Raw genomic sequence first — 23,280 nt, forward strand, 5'->3', positions numbered from 1 at the left:
GCCCTATTGTGAATATTTATAGCGCGCTCTGAACTAACACAGTCGGGCACGCGGAAAGCGGAGTTTTATATGTACGCGGTTTTCCAAAGTGGTGGTAAACAACACCGAGTAAGCGAAGGTCAGACCGTTCGCTTGGAAAAGCTGGACATCGCAACTGGTGAAGCGGTTGAGTTTGACCAGATTCTGATGATCGCTAATGGCGAAGATATCAAAATCGGCGTTCCTTTCGTCGATGGCGGCAAGATCAAAGCTGAAGTCGTTGCTCACGGTCGTGGCGAGAAAATTAAAATCGTTAAGTTTCGTCGTCGTAAACACCACCGTAAGCAGCAGGGCCACCGTCAGTGGTTCACTGACGTTAAAATCACCGGCATCAGCGCTTAAGTTAGGAGAGCGGATTAATGGCACACAAAAAGGCTGGCGGCTCGACTCGTAACGGTCGCGATTCAGAAGCTAAACGTCTGGGCGTAAAACGCTTTGGCGGCGAAGCAGTACTGGCAGGCAGCATCATCGTTCGTCAGCGCGGCACCAAATTCCACGCTGGTACCAACGTGGGTTGCGGCAAAGACCACACTCTGTTTGCTTTGAAAGACGGTAAAGTCAAATTCGAAGTTAAAGGCCCGAGCAATCGTAAATTCATCAGCATCGAAGCTGAATAATTATTCGAGCCTTACGAAATAGATGTAAGCCCCGCAATTCGTTGCGGGGCTTTTTACATTTATGGGTTGCCTGAGGGTTGGCCCGTCAGCGTTGGCGAAGGTGATATGGATACGAAGCAGCAGGTCGGCGTTGGCATTTCTCTGGCGTTAACCACGGCGGTTTGCTGGGGCGCGTTGCCGATCGCGATGAAAGAAGTGTTGGTGGTGATGGAGCCGTTTACCGTTGTCTGGTATCGCTTTACCATGGCCGCCATCGGTTTGGGCGTGATCCTTGCGGTGCGCGGCAAGCTGCCGCCGCTGACGATGTTCCGCCAGCCGCGTTGGCTGCTGCTGTTGGCGATCGCGACGGCGGGGCTGCTGGGCAACTTTGTGTTCTTCAGCTCCTCGCTGCAATACCTGAGCCCGACGGCGTCGCAGGTGATTGGCCAGCTGTCGCCAGTCGGTATGATGTTCGCCAGCGTGCTGATTTTAAAAGAACGCATGCGCATCACCCAGGTCATTGGCGCCCTGATGCTGATTTGCGGGCTGATGCTGTTTTTCAACGTCAGTCTGATAGAGATCTTCACCCGGCTGACGGACTACACGCTGGGCGTCATGCTGGGCGTGTGCGCGGCGATGGTCTGGGTGAGCTATGGCGTGGCGCAGAAGGTGTTGCTGCGCCGGCTGGCTTCGCCGCAGATCCTGGTTATGTTGTACACTTTATGTGCGATTGCATTGTTCCCTCTGGCCAAACCCGAGGTGATTTTCCAGCTTAGCGGCTGGCAATTGGCGTGCCTGCTGTTTTGCGGCGCCAACACGCTGATCGGCTATGGCGCGCTGGCGGAAGCGATGGCGCGCTGGCAGGCGGCGCAGGTGAGCGCGTTGGTTACGCTGACCCCGCTGTTTACCCTGCTGTTTTCAGATTTATTGGCGCTGGCTTGGCCCCAGGCATTCGCCATGCCGACGCTGAACATCGTCGGCTATGTCGGTGCGTTTGTGGTTGTGGCGGGCGCCATGTTTTCCGCAATTGGTCACCGGTGGTGGCCGCGACGGGCAGACCCCCCCCTGGTTGCTCCTTTGAAGCAGCCCGGTGAATGATTTACGGAGACGGTAAATGAAGTTTGTAGATGAAGCAGCGATTCTGGTCGTTGCAGGCGACGGCGGCAACGGGTGCGTCAGCTTCCGCCGCGAAAAATATATCCCGAACGGTGGGCCTGACGGCGGTGACGGCGGCGACGGCGGCGACGTCTACCTGCTGGCGGACGAGAACCTTAACACCCTGATCGACTACCGCTTTGAGAAGTCTTTCCGCGCCGAACGCGGCCAGAATGGCCAGAGCCGCGACTGTACCGGCAAACGCGGTAAAGACGTCATCATCAAGGTGCCGGTCGGCACGCGCGTGAAGGATCAGGGCACCGGCGAGATCCTCGGCGACATGACCCGCCACGAGCAGAAGCTGATGGTCGCCAAAGGCGGCTGGCACGGTCTGGGCAACACCCGTTTCAAATCTTCGGTCAACCGCGCGCCGCGTCAGAAGACGCTGGGTACCGCCGGCGAAGCGCGTGACCTGTTGCTGGAGCTGTTGCTGCTGGCCGATGTGGGCATGCTGGGGCTGCCGAACGCCGGCAAATCGACCTTCATCCGCGCGGTGTCCGCCGCCAAGCCGAAGGTGGCCGATTATCCGTTTACCACGCTGGTGCCGAGCCTGGGCGTGGTGCGCATGGATCACGAGCAGAGCTTTGTGGTCGCCGACATTCCGGGGCTGATCGAGGGCGCCTCCGAAGGCGCCGGCCTGGGTATTCGTTTCCTGAAACACCTGGAGCGTTGCCGCGTGCTGCTGCACCTGGTGGACATCGCGCCGATCGACGAATCCGATCCGGTGGAAAACGCCAAAGTCATCATCAACGAGTTGAACCAATACAGCGAAAATCTGGCGCAGAAGCCGCGCTGGCTGGTGTTCAACAAAATTGATGTGATTGGTGAGGAAGAAGCCGCCGAACGCGCCAAGGCGATTGTAGAAGGCATGGGCTGGGAAGGGAAGTACTACATGATCTCCGCCGCCAACCGTGAAGGCGTCAACGCGCTGTGCTGGGACGTGATGAACTTCATCAACACCCAGCCGAAAGCGATGGCGATCGAAGAAAGCGCACCGGAAAAAGTCGAATTCATGTGGGATGACTACCACCGCGAGCAAATCGCGGAAGTGGAAGCCGAAGCGGAAGATGACTGGGATGACGACTGGGACGAAGACGACGACGAAGGCGTCGAAATCATTTACCAGAAGTAATTCGGTGATAAAGGGCTCAGCAACGCTGGGCCCTTATTATTTGAGCGCCTTTTCCGGCAGCCAGCACTGGGCATTCAGGCCGCGCGCATCGCGGCGGTTTTCCAGCGTCAAACGCCCCTGGTGCAGTTGCGCGATGCGGATCACGATATTCAGGCCCAGTCCGCTGCCGCCGTAGCGTTGATCCATGCGGCGAAACGCCTGCGTCAGCTCCCCGACCATTTCTTCCTTGATTCCCGGGCCATCGTCGATGACCTGCAGCAGATAGCCGTTGTCTTGCGGCGTTAACCGTACCTGTATCGCGCCGCCTTCCGGGCCGTAACGGTGAGCGTTTTCGACCAGGTTGCGCAGCAGAAGCCGCAGCAGCACCGGATCGCCGTTCACTGTGGCAGCAGCCGGCAATTGCCAGCCCAGCGTCTGCCCGCGTTGGGCGGCCATTTCGTCGAGCTCTTCGCGCAGCGGCTGGATCACATCGGCCACCCAATCGAAATGCTGATAATGGCCGCTGGCGAAGTCTTGCCCGGCGCGCGACAGCATCAGCAACTGCTCGACGGTATGCATCAGCTGATCGATGCGGGCGATCAGCGCCTGGCTGCCCTTGACGCCCTGTTTTTCCATCAATTCCAGATGCAGGCGGATGCCGGCCAGCGGCGTGCGCAGTTCGTGGGCGGCGTCGGCGGTGAACAGGCGTTCCTGTTGAATGGTGTTGTCCAACCGTGAGAACAGCTGATTGAGCGCATTGGTGACGGCCACCATTTCCTGGCTATCGCTGGTGATCGGCAGCGGCGTCAGGTTATCGGCAGAGCGCTTTTCCAGCCGCTGTTGCAGTTGGTTGAGTGGGCGGATGATCCAGCTGATAGCCCAGAATGACGCCAACAGGGTGACGATCATCATGATCAGCGAAGGCGCCAACAGCGATGCGATGGCCTCGGCGATCTCGGTATCGACGCGTTCGGTACGCACTTTGGCGGACAGGGTTTCGTCCACCAGGAAGCTGATCTGCTCCTGGCTTTCGTGCCACAGCCAGAAGGCGCTGATGAGTTGCGTGACCAGCAGGATCAGCGCCAGCATCAGCAGCAGGCGGCGGCGCATGCTGATCATGACGAGGGTTCCAGGCGGTAGCCGATGCCGCGCACGGTGCGAATGCGATCCTTGCCCAGTTTGCGGCGCAGGTTGTGAATATGCACTTCCAGGGTGTTGGAACCTAAATCATCTTGCCAGGTGTAGAGATCCTGCTGCAGGAGTTCGCGGTTGACCGTCTGCCCGGCACGCATGATCAGGCGCGCCAGAATGGCGAACTCTTTCGGCGTGACCTCCACCGGCTGCTGTTGCAGATAGACCTGCTGGCTGGAGAGATTCAACTGCAGGTCATCCACCTGCATCAGATTGTCGCTGTGGCCCTGGTAGCGCCGCAGGAGAGCGCGCACGCGCGCCTGTAGCTCAACCAGCGCGAAGGGTTTGACCAGGTAGTCGTCGGCGCCGGCGTCCAGCCCATCGACGCGGTCTTCCAGGGCGTCGCGGGCGGTCAGGATCAGCACCGGCAGATCGATCTGCTGGCGGCGCCACTGCCGCAGCAGCGCTGCGCCGTCCATGTCCGGCAGGCCGAGATCCAGGATCACCATGCTGTATTGGCTGGTGATGAGCAGGCTGCCGGCCTCCGCCGCTGTGGCGGCGCAGTCGCACACGTAGCCTTCACCGGTCAGCGCCAGCGCCAGCCCTTGTTGCAGCAGTTCATCATCTTCAACGACCAGCAGCTTCATGGCGATCCTCAGTTGTTTTGGTAAATATCCCGATACAGGCGGCTTTCGAAACGCACCAGCGGCGCGCGGCGCTGTTTCTGATCTTCCGGCGGCACGGCGTAGCCGGAGAGATACTGCACGAAGGCCATGCGCTGGCCGCTGGCGGTAGTGATGAAGCCCGCCAGGTTGTAGACGCCCTGCAGCGCGCCGGTCTTGGCCGACACCTTGCCGTCTACGCCAGCCTCATGCAGGCCGCCGCGGTAGCGCAGGGTGCCATCATAGCCGGACAGCGGCAGCATCGAGATAAAGTTCAGCTCGTTGTCGTGCTGCGCGATGTACTGCAGCGCCTGCATCATGGTCGCCGGGGCCAGCAGGTTGTGGCGCGACAGGCCGGAACCGTCGGCGATGATGGTGTTGCCCAGATCGATGCCGGCCTTCTGGCGCAGCACCTGCCGTACCGCATCGGAACCTGCTCGCCAGGTGCCCGGCACGCCGAAGCGTTCGTGGCCGATGGTGCGGAAGACGGTATCGGCGATCATGTTGTCCGATTTCTTCAGCATGATTTTCAACAGATCGTGCAGCGGCGCCGACTGGGTTTGCGCGATCACCGTGCCGGTGATGCCGGGGCGCGTCTGGCGTTTCAAATGCCCGTCGATCTGGATGTCGGCCTGCTTCAGCTCGTCTTTCAGGATGGCGCCCGCATAGCTGGCGCCGTCCTGGATGGCGAAGGCCAGCGGCAACGGCTCGCTGCGCTGCGTCAGGCAGCCGGTCAGGGTAAAGCGGTTCAGCTCGCCCGGCACCACGTCCAGCTCGCAGTACTGCGCGTCTGCGGAGCCGCGCGCCAGGGTGCGCACCTGGCTAAACATATTAACCGGATAATAGGAGGCGACGCGGATAAACGCCATGTCGCCCGGATTCGGCGCGCTGTACAGCGAGACCGAGAAACAGTTGCGATCGACAATGGCGGCGGCCGGCGGCGCGCTGAAGCACTGCGTCAGATCGTTCCACGGCCAGCCGGGCGCCTTGTCATGGCTGGCGAAGACCGAGGTATCGACCAGCACGTCGCCGCTGATTTGGCGCACGCCCTGCTTCTTCAGGACGGCCACCATATTGCGCAGGCTCTGGCGTTTGAAGGTCGGATCGCCGCTGAAGCGGGCGATCAGGTTGCCGCGCAGCACGCCGTCGCGAATATCGCCCTGGCTCTCCAGCGTGGTGGTGAAACGGTAATCGGGCCCGAGTTGCAGCAATGCCGCCAGCGCCGTCAGCACTTTTTGGGTACTGGCCGGCAGCGCCATTTGCTGAGAGTGGTAATCGATCGTCGGCGCACCGGCGCCGATCTTCTGAACGACCAGGGCAAGGTTGGCCCCATCAGGCAGATATTGTGTGTACTCTTCAACCGGGGCCGCATTCGCATTCAGAACAAATGCGCAAGCCAATGCACTGACAATTCGTGAAAAACGCATAATCTCGGGATAACAGCTGGATAACGTGCCGTCATACTACGGTGCAATCAGGGAAAAAGTAAACGATGACCCTCAAGGAACTCTAGGCTAAAATGCGTATCAAAATGCAAAACCGATCTTGGCTTGGGCTCCGTTCCGAGTCAGGTTTCTTTTGTTTGTCGCCTGGAGGCGGGGGGCGGTATGCCAACCGTGTTTTCATACGAATACGTCAGGATGACGGTTATTTGAACAGGAAAGATTTAGAGGTATTTATACGATGAACCAAATTCCGATGACCTTGTTTGGCGCTGAAAAACTGCGCGAAGAGCTCGAATATCTGAAAAGCGTGCGCCGCCCGAAAATCATTGCGGATATCGCTGAAGCGCGTGAACACGGCGACTTGAAAGAAAATGCCGAGTACCATGCCGCCCGCGAACAGCAGGGTTTCTGCGAAGGCCGCATTCAGGAAATCGAAGCCAAACTGTCCAATGCGCAGGTGATCGATATCACCAAGATGCCGAACACCGGTCGGGTGATCTTCGGCGCCACCGTATCGGTGATGAATCTGGACAGTGAAGAAGAAGTGACTTACCGCATCGTTGGCGACGATGAGGCCGATTTCAAGAAAAATCTGATTTCGGTAAACTCGCCGATGGCGCGCGGCCTGATTGGCAAAGAGCAAGACGATGTGGTGGTAATCAAAACCCCAGGCGGCGACGTGGAATACGAGATCCTGAAGGTCGAGTATCTCTGATCGAGGCCGTTGGTCATTAATGCGCCAACGTTTTGTAAAGATAGGAAAAAGGCCGCAAGCGGCCTTTTATCTTGGTCAGGCGCATGGCACCTTTTCGTTAACCTGATGGTTATTAACGCGGTAGACTGATCTTGCGCTCTTTCGACGGGCGGTAAAGAATAAGCGTACTGCCGATAACTTGCACATTGCAGGCGCCCGTTTCACGCACGATAGCGTCGGCGATCAGGGTCTTGGTTTCGCGATCTTCAGCGGCGATTTTTACCTTGATCAGCTCATGATGCTCCAGAGCCTGTTCAATTTCAGCCAGCACCCCTTCGGTAAGACCGTTATTGCCCAGCATCACCACCGGTTTTAACGGATGCGCCAGGCCTTTCAGGTGCTGTTTTTGTTTATTATTCAGATTCATTGTCTTTTTTGCTTAAGTTGGGATTGAAAACGGTACATTCTACCGCCATCTCATGTATATCACCAAATCGGTCTTCACCGGTGTGAGTCTACGTGAGCAGCGACCCTGACATAAGACTCTTTTTATGATAGTTGGAAAACGAGATGGCTAATAAAAAGCGTTCGGCTAGCTCCAGTCGCTGGTTACAAGAACACTTTAGCGATAAATATGTACAGCAGGCGCAGAAAAAGGGACTGCGTTCCCGTGCCTGGTTTAAACTTGATGAAATACAGCAGAGCGACAAACTGTTCAAACCGGGCATGACCGTGGTTGACCTGGGCGCCGCACCGGGCGGCTGGTCGCAGTATGTGGTCACCCAAATCGGCGGTACCGGGCGCATCATCGCCTGTGATATTTTGCCAATGGATCCTATCGTTGGCGTCGATTTCCTTCAGGGCGATTTTCGTGATGAACTGGTGCTGAAGGCACTGTTGGAACGAGTAGGCGAGAGTAAGGTTCAGGTGGTCATGTCCGATATGGCCCCGAATATGAGTGGCACCCCGGCGGTCGATATTCCAAGGTCGATGTATCTGGTGGAGTTGGCGCTGGATATGTGTCGTGATGTCCTCGCACCAGGCGGAAGTTTCCTGGTGAAGGTGTTCCAGGGAGATGGCTTTGACGAGTACCTACGGGAAATTCGCTCCCTGTTTACGAAGGTTAAGATTCGTAAGCCAGACGCTTCCCGCGCCCGTTCGCGCGAAGTGTACATTGTAGCGACAGGGCGCAAACTGTAGTACCCTAACGCTGTTTGTTAACACAGTTGTAAGATGAGGTTAATCCCTTGAGTGACATGGCGAAAAACCTAATTCTCTGGTTAGTCATCGCGGTAGTGTTGATGTCTGTATTCCAGAGCTTTGGGCCCAGCGAGTCGAATGGCCGTAGGGTGGATTACTCTACCTTCATGTCCGAACTGACCCAGGACCAGGTTCGCGAAGCGCGAATCAACGGACGTGAAATTAACGTTACCAAGAAAGACAGTAACAAATACACGACCTACATCCCTGTCAACGATCCTAAGTTGCTGGATACGTTGTTAACGAAGAATGTGAAAGTTGTCGGCGAGCCGCCTGAAGAGCCGAGCCTGCTGGCTTCTATCTTTATCTCCTGGTTCCCGATGCTGTTGCTGATCGGGGTCTGGATCTTCTTTATGCGGCAAATGCAGGGCGGCGGCGGCAAGGGCGCGATGTCCTTCGGCAAGAGCAAGGCCCGCATGCTGACGGAAGACCAGATCAAGACCACTTTCGCCGATGTCGCCGGGTGTGACGAAGCGAAAGAAGAGGTGAGCGAACTGGTGGAATACCTGCGCGAACCGAGCCGTTTCCAGAAGCTGGGCGGCAAGATCCCGAAAGGCGTGCTGATGGTTGGCCCGCCGGGGACCGGTAAAACGCTGTTGGCGAAAGCGATCGCCGGCGAAGCGAAGGTGCCGTTCTTCACCATTTCCGGTTCCGACTTCGTCGAAATGTTCGTCGGCGTGGGCGCATCCCGCGTGCGTGACATGTTCGAACAAGCGAAGAAAGCCGCGCCGTGCATCATCTTCATCGATGAAATCGACGCCGTCGGCCGCCAGCGTGGCGCCGGCCTGGGTGGCGGTCACGATGAGCGCGAGCAGACCCTGAACCAGATGCTGGTTGAGATGGACGGTTTCGAAGGCAACGAGGGCATCATCGTCATCGCGGCCACCAACCGTCCGGACGTGCTTGACCCCGCGCTGCTGCGCCCGGGCCGTTTCGACCGTCAGGTCGTGGTCGGGCTGCCGGATGTGCGTGGCCGTGAGCAGATCCTGAAGGTGCACATGCGCCGCGTGCCGTTGGCTGCCGACATCGACGCCTCCGTCATTGCGCGCGGTACGCCGGGCTTCTCCGGTGCCGATCTGGCCAACCTGGTCAACGAAGCGGCGCTGTTCGCCGCCCGCGGCAACAAGCGCGTGGTGTCGATGGTGGAGTTCGAGAAAGCCAAAGACAAGATCATGATGGGTGCGGAACGCCGCTCCATGGTAATGACCGAAGCGCAGAAAGAGTCGACCGCGTATCACGAAGCGGGTCACGCCATCATTGGCCGCCTGGTTCCTGAACATGATCCGGTACATAAAGTGACGATCATTCCTCGTGGCCGTGCGCTCGGCGTGACCTTCTTCCTGCCGGAAGGGGATGCGATCAGCGCCAGCCGTCAGAAGCTGGAGAGCCAAATCTCCACCCTGTACGGCGGCCGTCTGGCGGAAGAGATCATCTACGGGCCGGAAAAAGTCTCTACCGGTGCGTCGAACGACATCAAAGTGGCGACCTCCATCGCCCGCAACATGGTGACCCAATGGGGCTTCTCCGAGAAGCTGGGGCCGCTGCTGTATGCGGAAGAAGAGGGTGAAGTGTTCCTGGGCCGTTCCGTGGCCAAGGCGAAGCACATGTCGGATGAAACCGCGCGTATCATTGACCAGGAAGTGAAGTCGCTGATCGAACGCAACTACACGCGTGCTCGCTCGCTGCTGATGGAAAACATGGACATCCTGCACTCGATGAAGGATGCGTTGATGAAGTATGAAACCATCGATGCGCCGCAGATCGACGATCTGATGAACCGCAAAGACGTGCGTCCGCCGGCGGGCTGGGACGATGCGAACAAAGGCAACAGCTCCGACAACGGCGGCACCCCGAAAGCCCCGACGCCGGTAGATGAGCCGCGCACTCCAACGCCGGGCAACACCATGTCCGAACAGCTCGACAAGTAACAACGGCTGTGTAATAACATCAAACCCCGGTACGCCGGGGTTTTTTTTTGCCCGGCGGGCAGTGAACCAGGCAACAGTAAGGTGGACCAACATGCAGTTAACCGTGCGCGACATGACGCTCAATCTCTCCCATCCTCAGGTGATGGGCATCCTCAACGTGACACCGGATTCGTTTTCCGACGGCGGCCGCCACAACACCCTGAACCAGGCGCTGGTGCATGCGCATGCGCTGATTTCGGCCGGCGCCACGATGATCGACGTCGGCGGCGAATCGACAAGGCCGGGGGCGGCGGAGGTGAGCGAAGAGGAGGAGCTTGAGCGGGTCGTGCCAGTGGTGGAAGCGCTGGCGCAGCGCTTCGAGGTCTTTATCTCGGTCGATACCTCGAAGGCGGGGGTGATCCGCGAATCGGCGCAGGCCGGCGCCCATCTGATCAACGACATCCGTTCGCTGCAGGAGCCGGGCGCCCTGGCGGCGGCGGCGGAAAGCGGCCTGCCGGTCTGCCTGATGCACATGCAGGGGCAGCCGCGCACCATGCAGCAGGCTCCGCACTACGACGATCTGATCGCCGACGTTCAGGCGTTTTTCGAACACCATATCCGGCGCTGTAACGAGGCGGGGATAACAAATCAGAAATTGCTGCTCGACCCCGGCTTCGGTTTCGGTAAAAATTTGGCGCACAACTATCAGCTTCTGGCTCGGTTGTCGGAGTTTCATCGTTTTGGTTTGCCGCTGTTGGTCGGCATGTCGCGCAAATCGATGATTGGACAACTGCTGAACGTGCCGCCGGATCAACGGGTTATCGGCAGCGTGGCCTGCGCGGTGATCGCGGCGATGCAGGGTGCGCAGATTGTCAGAGTGCATGACGTTAAAGAAACCGTCGAGGCGATGCGTGTCGTCGAGGCAACACTTTCAGCTAAGGGACAGTAGAGACATGAGCGAGCGCAAATATTTTGGCACCGACGGCATCCGTGGCAAGGTCGGGGACAGCCCCATCACGCCGGACTTCGTGCTGAAGCTGGGCTGGGCGGCCGGTAAAGTGCTGGCGCGTCACGGTTCCCGCAAGATCATCATCGGTAAGGATACGCGCATCTCCGGCTATATGCTGGAGTCCGCGCTGGAAGCCGGTCTGGCGGCCGCCGGATTGTCCGCCTCCTTCACCGGGCCGATGCCTACGCCGGCGGTGGCTTATTTGACGCGTACCTTCCGCGCCGAAGCGGGCATTGTCATTTCCGCCTCGCATAACCCGTTCTACGACAACGGCATCAAATTCTTCTCGATCGACGGCGCCAAGCTGCCGGACAACGTCGAAGAGGCAATTGAAGCCGAGATGGAAAAACCGCTGACTTGCGTGGAGTCCGCCGAACTGGGTAAAGCCAGCCGCATCATCGACGCCGCCGGCCGCTATATCGAATTCTGCAAAGGCACCTTCCCGAGCGAGCTGAGCCTGAAAGGGCTGAAAATCGTGGTCGACTGCGCCAACGGCGCGACTTACCACATCGTGCCGAGCGTGCTGCGCGAGCTGGGCGCTACGGTGATCGCCATCGGCGTTGAGCCGGACGGCATGAACATCAACGAGAAATGCGGCGCTACCGATGTGCGTCAGCTGCAGGAGCGCGTGCTGCAGGAAAAAGCGCACGTTGGCCTGGCGTTCGACGGCGACGGCGACCGCGTGATGATGGTGGATCACCTGGGCAATAAGGTGGACGGCGATCAGATCCTGTACATCATCGCCCGCGAAGGCCTGCGTCAGGGGCAGCTGCGCGGCGGCGCGGTCGGCACCCTGATGAGCAATATGGGGCTGGAGCTGGCGCTGAAACAGCTGGGCATTCCGTTCGCTCGCGCCAAAGTGGGCGACCGTTACGTGCTGGAGAAGCTGCAGGAGTTAGGCTGGCGCATCGGTGCGGAAAACTCCGGCCATGTGATCTTGCTGGACAAAACCACCACCGGCGACGGCATCGTGGCCGGGTTGCAGGTGCTGACCGCCATGGTGCGCAACCACATGAGCCTGCATGACCTGTGCAGCGGCATGAAGCTGTTGCCGCAGATCCTGGTCAACGTGCGTTTCGCCGGCGATCACAATCCGCTGGAATCTGAAGCGGTGCGCAAGGTCACCGAGCAGGTGGAAGCCGAGCTGGCCGGCCGCGGCCGGGTGCTGCTGCGCAAATCGGGCACCGAACCGCTGATCCGCGTGATGGTGGAAGGCGAGGACGAGCAGCAGGTGAGCGCGCTGGCGCATCGCATCGCCGATGCGGTGAAATCCGCAGGTTAAAACAGACAGTTAGCCGCCGGGCTTGGCATCGCTGAGCCCGAACAGGCGATTGTTGGCGTTTTTTTCCGCAAACGCGCCGGCGGCTGCAAATTGCCCTTGCGCGGGTTGGCGGCTTTGGTTAGTATTCACACCCGCTTCAGTAGGCAGTTTATAAACACGCCTGCTTGATGAGTGTGAAGCATTTGGCATGCGGTAAGGCCGCAAGGATACGGGTACTACTATGTACGAAGCTCTTCTGGTAATTTTCCTGCTGATTTCAATCGGGCTGGTTGCTCTGATTATGTTGCAGCAAGGTAAAGGCGCTGATATGGGAGCCTCTTTCGGAGCAGGTGCATCAGGCACGTTGTTCGGTTCGAGTGGTTCCGGTAACTTTATGACCCGCATGACTGCTGTATTGGCGACGCTGTTCTTCGTCATCAGCCTGATTCTGGGCAACCTCAGCAGCAACCAAAGCAAGAAAGGCAGCGAGTGGGAAAACCTCGGTCAGCCGGTGAAAACTGAGCAGACAACCGCGCCGGCAGCACCTGCCAAGCCGAGCAGCGACATCCCGCAGTAAGCCGCAAAAAGTTTGTAAACGGTGGTTGTGAACTCGAAAGAACAACGGCCGTTAGCAGTAAGAATCAGTACCGAGGTGGTGGAATTGGTAGACACGCTACCTTGAGGTGGTAGTGCCCTAACGGGCTTGTGGGTTCGAGTCCCATCCTCGGTACCAAATCCCAGAGATAACTTGCAATTTTGCGATTATCGGCGTAGTATTTGCCACGTTTTCGGACGCGGGGTGGAGCAGCCTGGTAGCTCGTCGGGCTCATAACCCGAAGGTCGTCGGTTCAAATCCGGCCCCCGCAACCACTTTCCTTTAAGTGTTTATTTTCAAATACACTTTTCGATTGAAACCCGCTTTTCTCGATCAACATTTGAAAATGACACTTGCTCGAAAGTTGTACCGAGGCCGCCTAGCGGCAAACAGGGTCCAGTTGCATAAAGCCCCGATTTTTCGGGGTTTTTTGTTATTTGGCAACAGAATCACTGGGCTATTTAGCCCTTTTTTTATGTCTTGGGGGTGGGCTTGTCCACATTAGAGCAACAGTTAACAGAGATGCTTTCGGCACCCGTAGAAGCGTTGGGCTTTGAGCTTGTAGGCATCGAATTCATTCGTGCGCGCCAATCGACGCTCCGCATCTATATTGATAGTGACAACGGCATCAATGTTGATGATTGCGCTGATGTCAGCCACCAGGTCAGCGCTGTATTGGACGTCGAAGATCCAATCACGGTCGCTTACAACTTGGAAGTCTCCTCTCCTGGCCTTGATCGCCCGATGTTCACCGCAGAGCACTATACGCGTTTCCTCGGTGAAGAAGTCAGCCTGGTCCTGCGCATGGCGGTACAGAACCGTCGCAAGTGGCAGGGTATTATCAAGTCTGTCGAAGGCGAGATGATCACGGTTACTGTGGAAGGGAAAGATGAAGTGTTCGCGCTGAGCAACATCCAGAAAGCGAACCTGGTACCCCACTTTTAAAGTTTGGAAGAGGCAACTAGGATGAACAAAGAGATTCTGGCTGTTGTTGAAGCAGTTTCCAATGAAAAATCCCTTCCGCGCGAGAAGATTTTCGAAGCGCTGGAAACTGCATTAGCCACCGCAACCAAGAAAAAATACGAGCAGGAAATCGACGTGCGCGTCAGCATTGACCGCAGAACCGGCGATTTCGATACCTTCCGCCGTTGGGTCGCCGTAGACGAAGTGACGCAGCCGACGCGTGAAATCACGCTGGAAGCCGCTCAGTTTGAAGATCCGAGCATCGAGCTCGGCGGCTACGTCGAAGATCAGATCGAATCCGTAACCTTCGACCGCATCACCACCCAAACCGCCAAGCAGGTTATCGTGCAGAAAGTGCGCGAGGCCGAGCGCGCGATGGTGGTTGACGCTTTCCGTGAACATGAAGGCGAGATCGTCACCGGCGTGGTGAAGAAAGTGAACCGTGACAGCATCGCGCTGGATCTGGGCAACAACGCCGAAGCGGTGATTGGCCGTGAAGACATGTTGCCGCGCGAAAACTTCCGTCCGGGCGACCGCATTCGCGGCGTACTGTACGCCGTGCGTCCTGAAGCCCGCGGCGCGCAGTTGTTCGTCAGCCGTTCCAGCCCGGAAATGCTGAAAGAACTGTTCCGCATCGAAGTGCCGGAAATCGGCGAAGAAGTGATTGAAATTAAAGCGGCAGCCCGCGATCCTGGCTCCCGTGCGAAAATTGCAGTGAAAACCAACGACAAGCGCATCGACCCGGTCGGCGCCTGCGTAGGTATGCGCGGTGCGCGCGTTCAGGCCGTGTCGAGCGAGCTCGGCGGCGAACGCATCGACATCATCCTGTGGGATGATAATCCAGCGCAATTCGTCATCAACGCCATGGCGCCGGCCGACGTCGCGTCGATCGTGGTAGATGAAGATAACTGCACCATGGATATCGCCGTTGAAGCCAGCAACCTGGCACAGGCGATCGGCCGTAACGGCCAAAACGTGCGTTTGGCTTCCCAGCTGCTGAAACAACACCGCGGCGACGATCGTTGGGAACTGAACGTGATGACGGCGGACGACCTGCAGGCCAAGCACCAGGCCGAGGCTCATGCCGCTATTGATACCTTCACCAAGTATCTTGATATCGACGAAGATTTCGCCACCGTACTGGTTGAAGAAGGCTTCTCCACGCTGGAAGAGCTGGCCTACGTGCCGATCAAAGAGCTGTTGGAAATCGACGGTCTGGATGAAGATACGGTTGAAGCATTGCGCGAACGCGCCAAAGCTGCATTGACCACGCTGGCCCTGGCACAAGAAGAAAGCCTGGGCGACAACAAACCGGCCGACGATTTGCTCAACCTGCCGGGTCTTGAGCGCAGCATGGCCTTTAAACTGGCCGCGCGTGGGGTTTGTACGCTGGAAGATCTTGCCGAGCAGGGTGTTGACGATCTGGCTGATATTGAAGGGCTTAGCGACGAGCAAGCCGGCGAGCTGATCATGGCTGCGCGCAATATCTGTTGGTTTGGCGACAACGCGTAATAACTGTAGCAGGAAGGAACAGCATGACGACAGATGTAACCGTAAAATCGCTGGCAGCAGAGATTCAGACTCCGGTTGATCGCCTGGTACAGCAGTTTGCTGATGCAGGGATCAACAAGTCCGAGTCGGACTCTGTTACCCAGCAAGAAAAAGAAACATTGCTGGCGCACCTGAACCGTGAACACGGCAGCGCGCCGGGTAAACTCACTTTGCAGCGCAAAACGCGCAGCACCTTGAATATCCCGAGCACCGGCGGTAAAAGTAAATCGGTGCAAATTGAGGTCCGCAAGAAACGCACTTATGTAAATCGCGATACGCAGGAAGCCCAGTTGGCTGAAGCGGCAGAGCAGGCACAGCGTGAAGCGGAAGAGCAGGCACGGCGCGAAGCGGAAGAGCTCGCAAAACGCGAAGCGGAAGCGAAGCGCGCAGCCGAAGAGCAAGCCAAACGTGAGGCCGCGGAGATTGCTAAGCGTAATTCAGCGGAAAAAGAAAAAGTGACCAATCAACATACCGACGAAATGACCAAGCCAGCTCAGGCGGAAAAAGCACGCCGTGAAGCCGAAGCCGCTGAACTGAAACGTAAAGCGGAAGAGGAAGTGCGCCGCAAGGTTGAAGAGGAAGCCAAGCGCGTGGCGGAAGAAGCCCGTCGCATGGCCGAAGAGAACGGCGAGAAGTGGGCCCAGGCAGACGCGGCAAGCGCCGCGGTTGAAAGCGCCGACTATCACGTGACCACCTCTCAGCACGCCCGTGCCGCGGAAGATGAAAACGACGCCAAAGTTGAAGGCGATCGTCGCAGCCGCACCCGCGGCGGCAAAGCCACCAAGCAGAAGAAAGGCAACAAGCTGTCCGAATCCAAAGCGGATCGCGAAGAAGCGCGCGCCGTTACCCGTGGTGGTAAAGGCAAACGCAAGCCTAGCGCTCTGCAGCAGGGCTTCAACAAGCCGGCGCAGGTGGTTAACCGCGACGTGGTGATCGGTGAAACCATCACCGTGGCCGAGCTGGCCAACAAGATGGCGGTAAAAGGTTCTCAGGTCATCAAAGTGATGATGAAGCTGGGCGCCATGGCCACCATCAACCAGGTTATCGACCAGGAAACCGCACAGCTGGTTGCCGAAGAGATGGGCCACAAAGTTATCCTGCGTCGTGAAAACGAGCTGGAAGAAGCGCTGATGAGCGACCGTGATACGGGCGCTGCGGCCGAGCCGCGCGCGCCGGTCGTGACCATCATGGGCCACGTTGACCACGGTAAAACCTCTCTGCTGGACTACATCCGCTCCACCAAAGTGGCGGCGGGCGAAGCCGGCGGCATTACCCAGCACATCGGTGCCTACCACGTAGAAACCGAGAACGGCATGATCACCTTCCTGGACACCCCGGGCCACGCCGCGTTTACCTCGATGCGTGCTCGCGGTGCTCAGGCGACTGACATCGTGGTTCTGGTGGTGGCGGCCGACGACGGCGTGATGCCACAAACCATCGAAGCTATCCAGCACGCGAAAGCGGCGCAGGTGCCGTTGGTGGTTGCGGTGAACAAAATCGACAAGCCGGAAGCCGATCCGGACCGCGTTAAGCAGGAACTGTCCCAGTACGGCGTGATGCCGGAAGAGTGGGGCGGCGAAGCGCAGTTCGTCCACGTGTCCGCGAAAGCCGGTACCGGTATCGACGAGCTGCTGCAGGCTATCCTGCTGCAGGCCGAAGTTCTGGAGCTGAAAGCGGTACGCAGCGGCATGGCGAGCGGCGTAGTGATCGAGTCCTTCCTGGATAAAGGCCGTGGCCCGGTGGCTACCGTGCTGGTTCAGGAAGGTACGCTGAACAAGGGCGATATCGTCCTGTGCGGCTTCGAATACGGCCGTGTGCGTGCGATGCGCGACGAGCTGGGTCGTGAAGTGACCTCCGCCGGTCCGTCTATCCCTGTGGAAATCCTGGGTCTGTCCAGCGTGCCTGCAGCGGGTGACGAAGCGACCGTGGTGCGTGACGAGAAGAAAGCGCGTGAAGTGGCGCTGTATCGTCAGGGCAAGTTCCGCGAAGTCAAACTGGCGCGTCAGCAGAAGTCCAAGCTGGAAAACATGTTCGCCAACATGACCGACGGCGAAGTGTCCGAGCTGAACATCGTACTGAAATCCGACGTACAGGGTTCTTGCGAAGCGATCAGCGACTCGCTGCTGAAACTCTCCACCGACGAAGTGAAGGTGAAGATTGTCGGCTCCGGCGTAGGTGGTATCACCGAAACCGACGCGACGCTGGCGGCGGCTTCCAACGCCATCATCCTGGGCTTCAACGTGCGTGCCGACGCTTCTGCGCGCCGCGTGATCGAAGCGGAAAGCCTGGATCTGCGTTACTACTCCGTGATCTATAACCTGATCGACGAAGTGAAGCAGGCGATGAGCGGCATGCTGGCGCCGGAATACAAGCAGCAGATCATCGGCCTGGCCGAAGTGCGCGACGTGTTCAAATCGCCTAAGTTCGGCGCTATCGCCGGCTGTATGGTTACCGAAGGGACCATCAAGCGTCACAACCCAATCCGCGTACTGCGCGACAACGTGGTTATCTATGAAGGCGAGCTGGAATCCCTGCGCCGCTTCAAAGATGACGTTAACGAAGTCCGTAACGGCATGGAATGTGGTATCGGCGTTAAGAACTATAACGACGTGCGCGTCGGCGACATGATCGAAGTGTTCGAAATCATTGAGATCCAACGCACCATCGCTTAACGATTGCACATCTGCTTATATCTGTTTACGGGGGGCCTTTGTGCCCCCCGATTTGTCTGGAGAATCCAAAATGGCAAAAGAATTCAGCCGCGGTCAACGCGTGGCGCAAGAGATGCAGAAAGAGATTGCGATCATTCTGCAGCGTGAAGTGAAAGATCCGCGCGTCGGCATGGCGACCGTTTCCGGCGTGGAAGTGTCCCGTGACCTGGCGTACGCCAAGGTTTACGTCACCTTCCTGAACGTGCTGACCGAGAACCACGATCCGGATCTGGTCACCAACGGCATCAAAGCGTTGCAGGACGCTTCCGGTTACATCCGCACTCTGCTGGGCAAAGCGATGCGCCTGCGCGTGGTGCCGGAGCTGACCTTCGCCTACGACAACTCCCTGGTGGAAGGCATGCGCATGTCCAACCTGGTGACCAACGTGGTGAAGAACGACGCCGAGCGCCGTTCCGCCTCAGGCGATGACAAGGAGGACTGATGAGTCGCCCTCGTCGCCGCGGCCGTGATATCCACGGCGTGCTGTTGCTGGACAAGCCGCAGGGTTTGTCGTCCAACGATGCGCTGCAAAAAGTAAAGCGCCTGTACAACGCCAACCGAGCGGGTCACACCGGCGCGCTCGATCCGTTGGCGACCGGCATGCTGCCTATCTGCCTGGGTGAAGCGACCAAGTTTTCGCAATATCTGCTCGATTCCGACAAGCGTTATCGGGTGATCGCCAAGCTGGGGCAGCGTACCGATACCTCGGACGCCGACGGTCAGATCGTGCAGGAGCGCCCGGTGAACTTTACCCAGGCGCAGCTCGACGCGGCGCTGGACACCTTCCGCGGTGACATCCAGCAGGTGCCGTCGATGTATTCGGCGCTGAAATACCAGGGCAAGAAACTCTACGAGTATGCGCGCCAGGGGATTGAAGTGCCGCGCGAAGCGCGCAGCATCACGGTGTACGAGCTGCAGTTTATCCGCTGGGAAGGGGATGAGCTGGAGCTGGAGATCCACTGCTCGAAAGGTACCTACATCCGCACCATCACCGACGATCTCGGCGAGCTGCTGGGCTGCGGCGCGCACGTGATCTATCTGCGCCGCCTGCAGGTGGCGACTTACCCGATCGCGCGCATGGTGACGCTGGAACAGCTGAACGCCAAGCTGGCGCAGGCGCAGGAACAGGCGATCGCGCCCGGCGAGCTGCTCGATCCGCTGCTGATGCCGATGGACAGCCCGGTTGAGAACTATCCGGAAGTGAATTTGCTGCCGGTGGTGGCGGGCTACGTCAAGCAGGGGCAACCGGTGCAGGTGGCCGGCGCGCCGGCTTCCGGCATGGTGCGTATCACCGAGGGTGAAGAGCGGAAATTCATCGGCGTTGGCGACATCGCCGAGGATGGTCGCGTGGCGCCGCGCCGCCTGGTGGTCGAACATTTCGACTGACGGCGGGGCACTGCGTCGCCTTGCGATCGCACTGCGCTAAGAGTAGAATGGCGCAGCTTATGCATTGGGTTGCTGAATTAGAGATCGGCGCCTGTTTTTATTATCTATAATCTGGAGTATTACAATGTCTCTAAGTGTTGAAGCTAAAGCTCAAATCGTAGCTGATTTCGGTCGTGGTACTAACGACAGCGGTTCTACCGAAGTTCAGGTTGCCCTGCTGACTGCGCAGATCAACCATCTGCAAGGCCACTTCTCCGAGCACAAAAAAGATCACCACAGCCGTCGTGGTCTGCTGCGTATGGTTTCTCAGCGTCGTAAGCTGCTGGACTACCTGAAGCGTAAAGATGTAGCACGTTACACCAGCCTGATCGAGCGTCTGGGTCTGCGTCGCTAATCTAGCAAGTTTCAGTGGAAAGGGGCCTATTTTGGCCCCTTTCTTCTAGGAAGCATAAGCAAATCAGGTTAATGTATTACTGATGTTTCCAAACAGGTTCTTCCGTTACAGAGGTTCGCGCGGCTAATGAGAGGCTTTATCTCCCGCCTGAGATAAGGATTGTCATTAGTCGCGAGGATGTAGTGAGAAGGCAAATCGAGTCACAGGCGTGTCGAGTCGTCAATGCGATTGCGCGCCGCTAATCAAGGATATAATTTTGCTGACACCGATCATTCGCAAATTCCAGTATGGCCAGCATACCGTCACCATCGAAACCGGTATGATGGCTCGTCAGGCCACCGCCGCCGTTATGGTGAGCATGGATGACACCGCCGTATTCGTTACCGTCGTTGGCCAGAAAAAAGCCAAGCCGGGCCAGAGCTTCTTCCCGCTGACTGTTAACTACCAAGAGCGTACCTACGCCGCCGGCCGTATCCCGGGCAGCTTCTTCCGTCGCGAAGGCCGTCCGAGCGAAGGCGAGACGCTGACTTCCCGTCTGATCGACCGCCCGATCCGCCCACTGTTCCCGGACAGCTTCCTGAACGAAGTTCAGGTGATCGCGACCGTGGTTTCCGTTAACCCGCAGGTGAACCCGGACATCGTTGCGATGATCGGTGCTTCCGCGGCCCTGAGCCTGTCCGGTATTCCGTTCAACGGCCCAATCGGCGCCGCGCGCGTGGGTTACATCAACGACCAGTACGTGCTGAACCCGACGACCGACGAGCTGAAAGAAAGCCGTCTGGATCTGGTGGTTGCCGGTACTGCCGGTGCGGTGCTGATGGTTGAATCCGAAGCGGACGTGCTGAGCGAAGATCAGATGCTGGGCGCCGTGGTGTTCGGCCACGACCAGCAGCAAGTGGTTATCGAAAATATCAACGCGCTGGTTGCCGAAGCCGGCAAACCGAAGTGGGATTGGCAGGCGCCTGCGGTCAACGAAGCGCTGCACGCGCGCGTGGCTGAACTGGCCGAAGCTCGCCTGGGCGACGCTTACCACATCACCGAAAAACAAGAGCGTTACGCTCAGGTTGACGCGATCAAAGACAGCGTGGTTGAAACCCTGCTGGCGCAGGACGAAACGCTGGACGCCGGTGAGATCCAGGACATCCTGGGCAACCTGGAGAAAAACGTGGTGCGCAGCCGCGTACTGCGTGGCGAGCCGCGTATCGACGGCCGTGAAAAAGACATGATCCGTGGCCTGGACGTGCGCACCGGCGTACTGCCGCGCACCCACGGTTCCGCGCTGTTCACCCGTGGCGAAACTCAGGCGCTGGTTACCGCGACCCTGGGCACCGCGCGCGACGCCCAGAACCTGGACGAGCTGATGGGCGAGAAGACCGACAGCTTCCTGTTCCACTACAACTTCCCTCCGTACTCCGTAGGCGAAACCGGCATGGTCGGTTCTCCTAAGCGTCGTGAAATCGGTCACGGTCGCCTGGCGAAACGCGGCGTATTGGCTATGATGCCTAAACCGGAAGATTTCCCGTACACGGTTCGCGTGGTGTCTGAAATCACCGAATCCAACGGTTCTTCTTCCATGGCTTCCGTGTGCGGCGCGTCTCTGGCGCTGATGGACGCCGGTGTGCCAATCAAGGCTGCCGTTGCGGGTATCGCGATGGGCCTGGTGAAAGAAGCCGACAACTACGTGGTTCTGTCCGACATTCTGGGTGACGAAGATCACCTGGGCGACATGGACTTCAAAGTGGCCGGTAGCCGCGACGGTATCACCGCGCTGCAGATGGACATCAAAATCGAAGGCATCACCCGCGAAATCATGCAGGTGGCTCTGAACCAGGCCAAGGGCGCGCGTCTGCACATCCTGGGCGTAATGGAACAGGCTATCAGCACTCCGCGCGGCGATATCTCCGAATTCGCACCGCGTATTCATACTATCCGCATCAACCCGGATAAAATCAAAGACGTGATCGGTAAGGGCGGTTCCGTTATCCGCGCACTGACCGAAGAGACTGGCACTACCATCGAAATCGAAGATGATGGTACAGTTAAAATCGCTGCGACCGACGGTGAGAAAGCGAAATTCGCTATCCGTCGCATCGAAGAGATCACGGCAGAGATCGAAGTGGGCCGTATCTACCAGGGTAAAGTGACCCGTATCGTTGATTTCGGCGCATTCGTCGCTATCGGCGGTGGTAAAGAAGGTCTGGTGCACATTTCTCAGATCGCCGACAAGCGCGTTGAGAAAGTGACCGACTATCTGCAGATGGGTCAGGAAGTGCCGGTTAAGGTACTGGAAGTTGACCGTCAGGGCCGCGTGCGTCTGAGCATCAAAGAAGCGATGGCGCCGGAAGCAGGTTCACCTGCGCCTGAAGCAGAATAACTGTATAGATAGTTTTACAGCTCCCCGCCACGGGGTTGGGGGCTGTTCGTATCGCGCGGGTAGGATGCCCGCGTTTTAGCAAACGGAGGACAGGACGTTCATCCAATGTTTGTCTTCGGGAGTGGGAAATGAAGCCTTTCTTGCGCTGGTGTTACGTTGCGACAGCACTCATGCTGGCAGGATGCAGCAACCATGATTGGCGTAAAGACGAAGTTTTGGCAATCCCGTTGCAGCCTACGTTGCAGCAGGAAGTGATCCTGGCGCGCATGGAACAAATTCTTGCCAGCCGGGCACTGACGGATGACGAACGCGCACAGCTTTTATATGAGCGCGGTGTGCTGTATGATAGCCTCGGGTTACGTGCATTAGCGCGCAATGATTTCTCGCAGGCGCTGGCGATACGTCCCGACATGCCGGAAGTTTTCAACTACCTGGGCATTTACTTAACGCAGGCAGGCAATTTTGATGCTGCCTATGAAGCGTTTGATTCTGTACTAGAGCTTGATCCAACTTACAATTACGCGCGTTTAAACCGGGGCATCGCACTGTATTATGGCGGCCGCTTCCCGTTGGCGCAGGATGATCTGCAGGCGTTTTATCAAGACGACCCAAACGATCCCTTCCGTTCGTTATGGCTGTATCTGGTGGAGCGAGAAATCGATCCCAAGAAGGCCGAGGTAGCGCTTCAGCAGCGCTATGACAAAGCGGACAGAGGGCAATGGGGATGGAATATTGTCGAATTCTACCTGGGCAAGATCAGCGAAAAAACGCTGATGGAACGCCTCAAGGCAGATGCAACGGATAACACTTCGCTCGCTGAGCATCTCAGTGAAACTGACTTCTATTTGGGTAAACACTACCTGAGTCTGGGGGACAAGGACACCGCTTCGGCGCTGTTCAAACTGACGGTGTCTAACAACGTTCACAACTTCGTTGAGCACCGCTATGCATTGTTGGAATTGGCGCTTTTGGGCCAAGAGCAAGACGACCTATCGGAATCGGACCAGCAATAGCTGACGAACACCTATCAGCCTGA

Annotated in this window: 22 protein-coding genes and 2 tRNA genes; 20 read left to right on the top strand and 4 right to left on the bottom strand. The window is 57.9% G+C overall.

The features are described 5' to 3' along the window. Positions 1 to 69: 69 nt before the first annotated feature. The 4 genes from rplU to cgtA all read left to right on the top strand — a co-directional run bounded on the left by rplU (position 70) and on the right by cgtA (position 2,922). The gene (gene rplU / locus ACOWVD_RS09320) at positions 70 to 381 is read left to right on the top strand and encodes a 50S ribosomal protein L21 (RefSeq protein ID WP_004933561.1); all 312 of its coding nucleotides are present in this window, start codon (positions 70 to 72) and stop codon (positions 379 to 381) included. Between the two features lie 17 nt (positions 382 to 398). Continuing rightward, a complete protein-coding gene (gene rpmA / locus ACOWVD_RS09325) occupies positions 399 to 656 on the top strand; it encodes a 50S ribosomal protein L27 (protein ID WP_004933559.1) in 258 nt (85 codons plus the stop codon). A gap of 105 nt (positions 657 to 761) precedes the next feature. Beyond that, complete coding sequence (locus ACOWVD_RS09330; RefSeq protein ID WP_021504260.1) at positions 762 to 1,733, top strand: DMT family transporter; 972 nt, start codon at positions 762 to 764, stop codon at positions 1,731 to 1,733. A gap of 16 nt (positions 1,734 to 1,749) precedes the next feature. Beyond that, complete coding sequence (gene cgtA / locus ACOWVD_RS09335) at positions 1,750 to 2,922, top strand: Obg family GTPase CgtA (protein WP_004933553.1); 1,173 nt, start codon at positions 1,750 to 1,752, stop codon at positions 2,920 to 2,922. 36 nt (positions 2,923 to 2,958) lie between these two features. Here cgtA and pmrB read toward each other — a convergent pair whose 3' ends face one another. From pmrB to dacB, 3 genes are read right to left on the bottom strand one after another with little or no spacing between them, the layout of a single operon-like run. Continuing rightward, the gene (gene pmrB, locus ACOWVD_RS09340; RefSeq protein WP_021504259.1) at positions 2,959 to 4,020 is read right to left on the bottom strand and encodes a two-component system sensor histidine kinase PmrB; all 1,062 of its coding nucleotides are present in this window, start codon (positions 4,018 to 4,020) and stop codon (positions 2,959 to 2,961) included. Beyond that, positions 4,017 to 4,679, bottom strand: a complete 663-nt coding sequence (gene pmrA, locus ACOWVD_RS09345) for a two-component system response regulator PmrA (protein ID WP_033631626.1) — start codon at positions 4,677 to 4,679, stop codon at positions 4,017 to 4,019. Before pmrA ends, pmrB begins: the two co-directional genes overlap by 4 nt. Before the next feature lie 8 nt (positions 4,680 to 4,687). After that, the gene (gene dacB, locus ACOWVD_RS09350) at positions 4,688 to 6,121 is read right to left on the bottom strand and encodes a serine-type D-Ala-D-Ala carboxypeptidase (RefSeq protein WP_015376410.1); all 1,434 of its coding nucleotides are present in this window, start codon (positions 6,119 to 6,121) and stop codon (positions 4,688 to 4,690) included. 256 nt (positions 6,122 to 6,377) lie between these two features. Between dacB and greA the strand changes: the two genes are divergently transcribed. Next, positions 6,378 to 6,854 (top strand): transcription elongation factor GreA, encoded by a 477-nt coding sequence (greA, locus tag ACOWVD_RS09355; RefSeq protein ID WP_004933539.1) that lies wholly within the window; start codon positions 6,378 to 6,380, stop codon positions 6,852 to 6,854. A gap of 112 nt (positions 6,855 to 6,966) precedes the next feature. On the opposite strand, the gene yhbY is transcribed toward greA, so the two are convergent. After that, entirely contained in the window at positions 6,967 to 7,260 is a 294-nt protein-coding gene (gene yhbY, locus ACOWVD_RS09360) for a ribosome assembly RNA-binding protein YhbY (RefSeq protein ID WP_004933536.1), read from the bottom strand. A gap of 143 nt (positions 7,261 to 7,403) precedes the next feature. On the opposite strand from yhbY, the gene rlmE reads away from it, so the two are divergent. The 15 genes from rlmE (at position 7,404) to nlpI (ending at position 23,257) form a co-directional block, all read left to right on the top strand. Next, the gene (rlmE, locus tag ACOWVD_RS09365; protein WP_004933533.1) at positions 7,404 to 8,033 is read left to right on the top strand and encodes a 23S rRNA (uridine(2552)-2'-O)-methyltransferase RlmE; all 630 of its coding nucleotides are present in this window, start codon (positions 7,404 to 7,406) and stop codon (positions 8,031 to 8,033) included. A 56-nt stretch (positions 8,034 to 8,089) separates the two neighbouring features. Beyond that, positions 8,090 to 10,021, top strand: a complete 1,932-nt coding sequence (gene ftsH / locus ACOWVD_RS09370; protein ID WP_004933529.1) for an ATP-dependent zinc metalloprotease FtsH — start codon at positions 8,090 to 8,092, stop codon at positions 10,019 to 10,021. 91 nt (positions 10,022 to 10,112) lie between these two features. Then, positions 10,113 to 10,949: a dihydropteroate synthase gene (folP, locus tag ACOWVD_RS09375; protein WP_049243033.1), complete on the top strand. Its 837-nt coding sequence runs from the start codon at positions 10,113 to 10,115 to the stop codon at positions 10,947 to 10,949. Positions 10,950 to 10,953: 4 nt separating this feature from the next. Next, entirely contained in the window at positions 10,954 to 12,291 is a 1,338-nt protein-coding gene (gene glmM / locus ACOWVD_RS09380; protein ID WP_421105593.1) for a phosphoglucosamine mutase, read from the top strand. A gap of 220 nt (positions 12,292 to 12,511) precedes the next feature. Next, a complete protein-coding gene (gene secG / locus ACOWVD_RS09385) occupies positions 12,512 to 12,847 on the top strand; it encodes a preprotein translocase subunit SecG (protein ID WP_004933519.1) in 336 nt (111 codons plus the stop codon). 69 nt (positions 12,848 to 12,916) lie between these two features. Next, positions 12,917 to 13,003 (top strand) — tRNA-Leu (locus tag ACOWVD_RS09390). A 60-nt stretch (positions 13,004 to 13,063) separates the two neighbouring features. Continuing rightward, positions 13,064 to 13,140: transfer RNA gene (locus tag ACOWVD_RS09395), tRNA-Met, on the top strand. A 217-nt stretch (positions 13,141 to 13,357) separates the two neighbouring features. Next, positions 13,358 to 13,810, top strand: a complete 453-nt coding sequence (gene rimP, locus ACOWVD_RS09400) for a ribosome maturation factor RimP (RefSeq protein WP_028127574.1) — start codon at positions 13,358 to 13,360, stop codon at positions 13,808 to 13,810. Between the two features lie 21 nt (positions 13,811 to 13,831). Beyond that, positions 13,832 to 15,340 carry a transcription termination factor NusA gene (gene nusA, locus ACOWVD_RS09405; RefSeq protein ID WP_004933514.1) on the top strand — a complete coding sequence of 503 codons (1,509 nt, stop codon included), beginning with the start codon at positions 13,832 to 13,834 and terminating at the stop codon, positions 15,338 to 15,340. Positions 15,341 to 15,363: 23 nt separating this feature from the next. Beyond that, positions 15,364 to 18,051, top strand: coding sequence for a translation initiation factor IF-2 (infB, locus tag ACOWVD_RS09410; protein WP_004933511.1), 2,688 nt, complete (start codon positions 15,364 to 15,366; stop codon positions 18,049 to 18,051). Positions 18,052 to 18,121: 70 nt separating this feature from the next. Continuing rightward, positions 18,122 to 18,532 (top strand): 30S ribosome-binding factor RbfA, encoded by a 411-nt coding sequence (gene rbfA, locus ACOWVD_RS09415; RefSeq protein WP_004933508.1) that lies wholly within the window; start codon positions 18,122 to 18,124, stop codon positions 18,530 to 18,532. After that, a complete protein-coding gene (truB, locus tag ACOWVD_RS09420; RefSeq protein ID WP_044029872.1) occupies positions 18,532 to 19,476 on the top strand; it encodes a tRNA pseudouridine(55) synthase TruB in 945 nt (314 codons plus the stop codon). Before rbfA ends, truB begins: the two co-directional genes overlap by 1 nt. 124 nt (positions 19,477 to 19,600) lie before the next feature. Beyond that, complete coding sequence (gene rpsO, locus ACOWVD_RS09425) at positions 19,601 to 19,870, top strand: 30S ribosomal protein S15 (protein WP_004933502.1); 270 nt, start codon at positions 19,601 to 19,603, stop codon at positions 19,868 to 19,870. Positions 19,871 to 20,126: 256 nt separating this feature from the next. After that, a complete protein-coding gene (gene pnp, locus ACOWVD_RS09430) occupies positions 20,127 to 22,244 on the top strand; it encodes a polyribonucleotide nucleotidyltransferase (protein ID WP_004933498.1) in 2,118 nt (705 codons plus the stop codon). Positions 22,245 to 22,372: 128 nt separating this feature from the next. Then, entirely contained in the window at positions 22,373 to 23,257 is an 885-nt protein-coding gene (nlpI, locus tag ACOWVD_RS09435) for a lipoprotein NlpI (RefSeq protein WP_004933495.1), read from the top strand. Positions 23,258 to 23,280: the final 23 nt, after the last annotated feature.

It is taken from the genome of Serratia sp. SA088, assembly GCF_049065515.1.
Taxonomy (GTDB): domain Bacteria; phylum Pseudomonadota; class Gammaproteobacteria; order Enterobacterales; family Enterobacteriaceae; genus Serratia; species Serratia nematodiphila.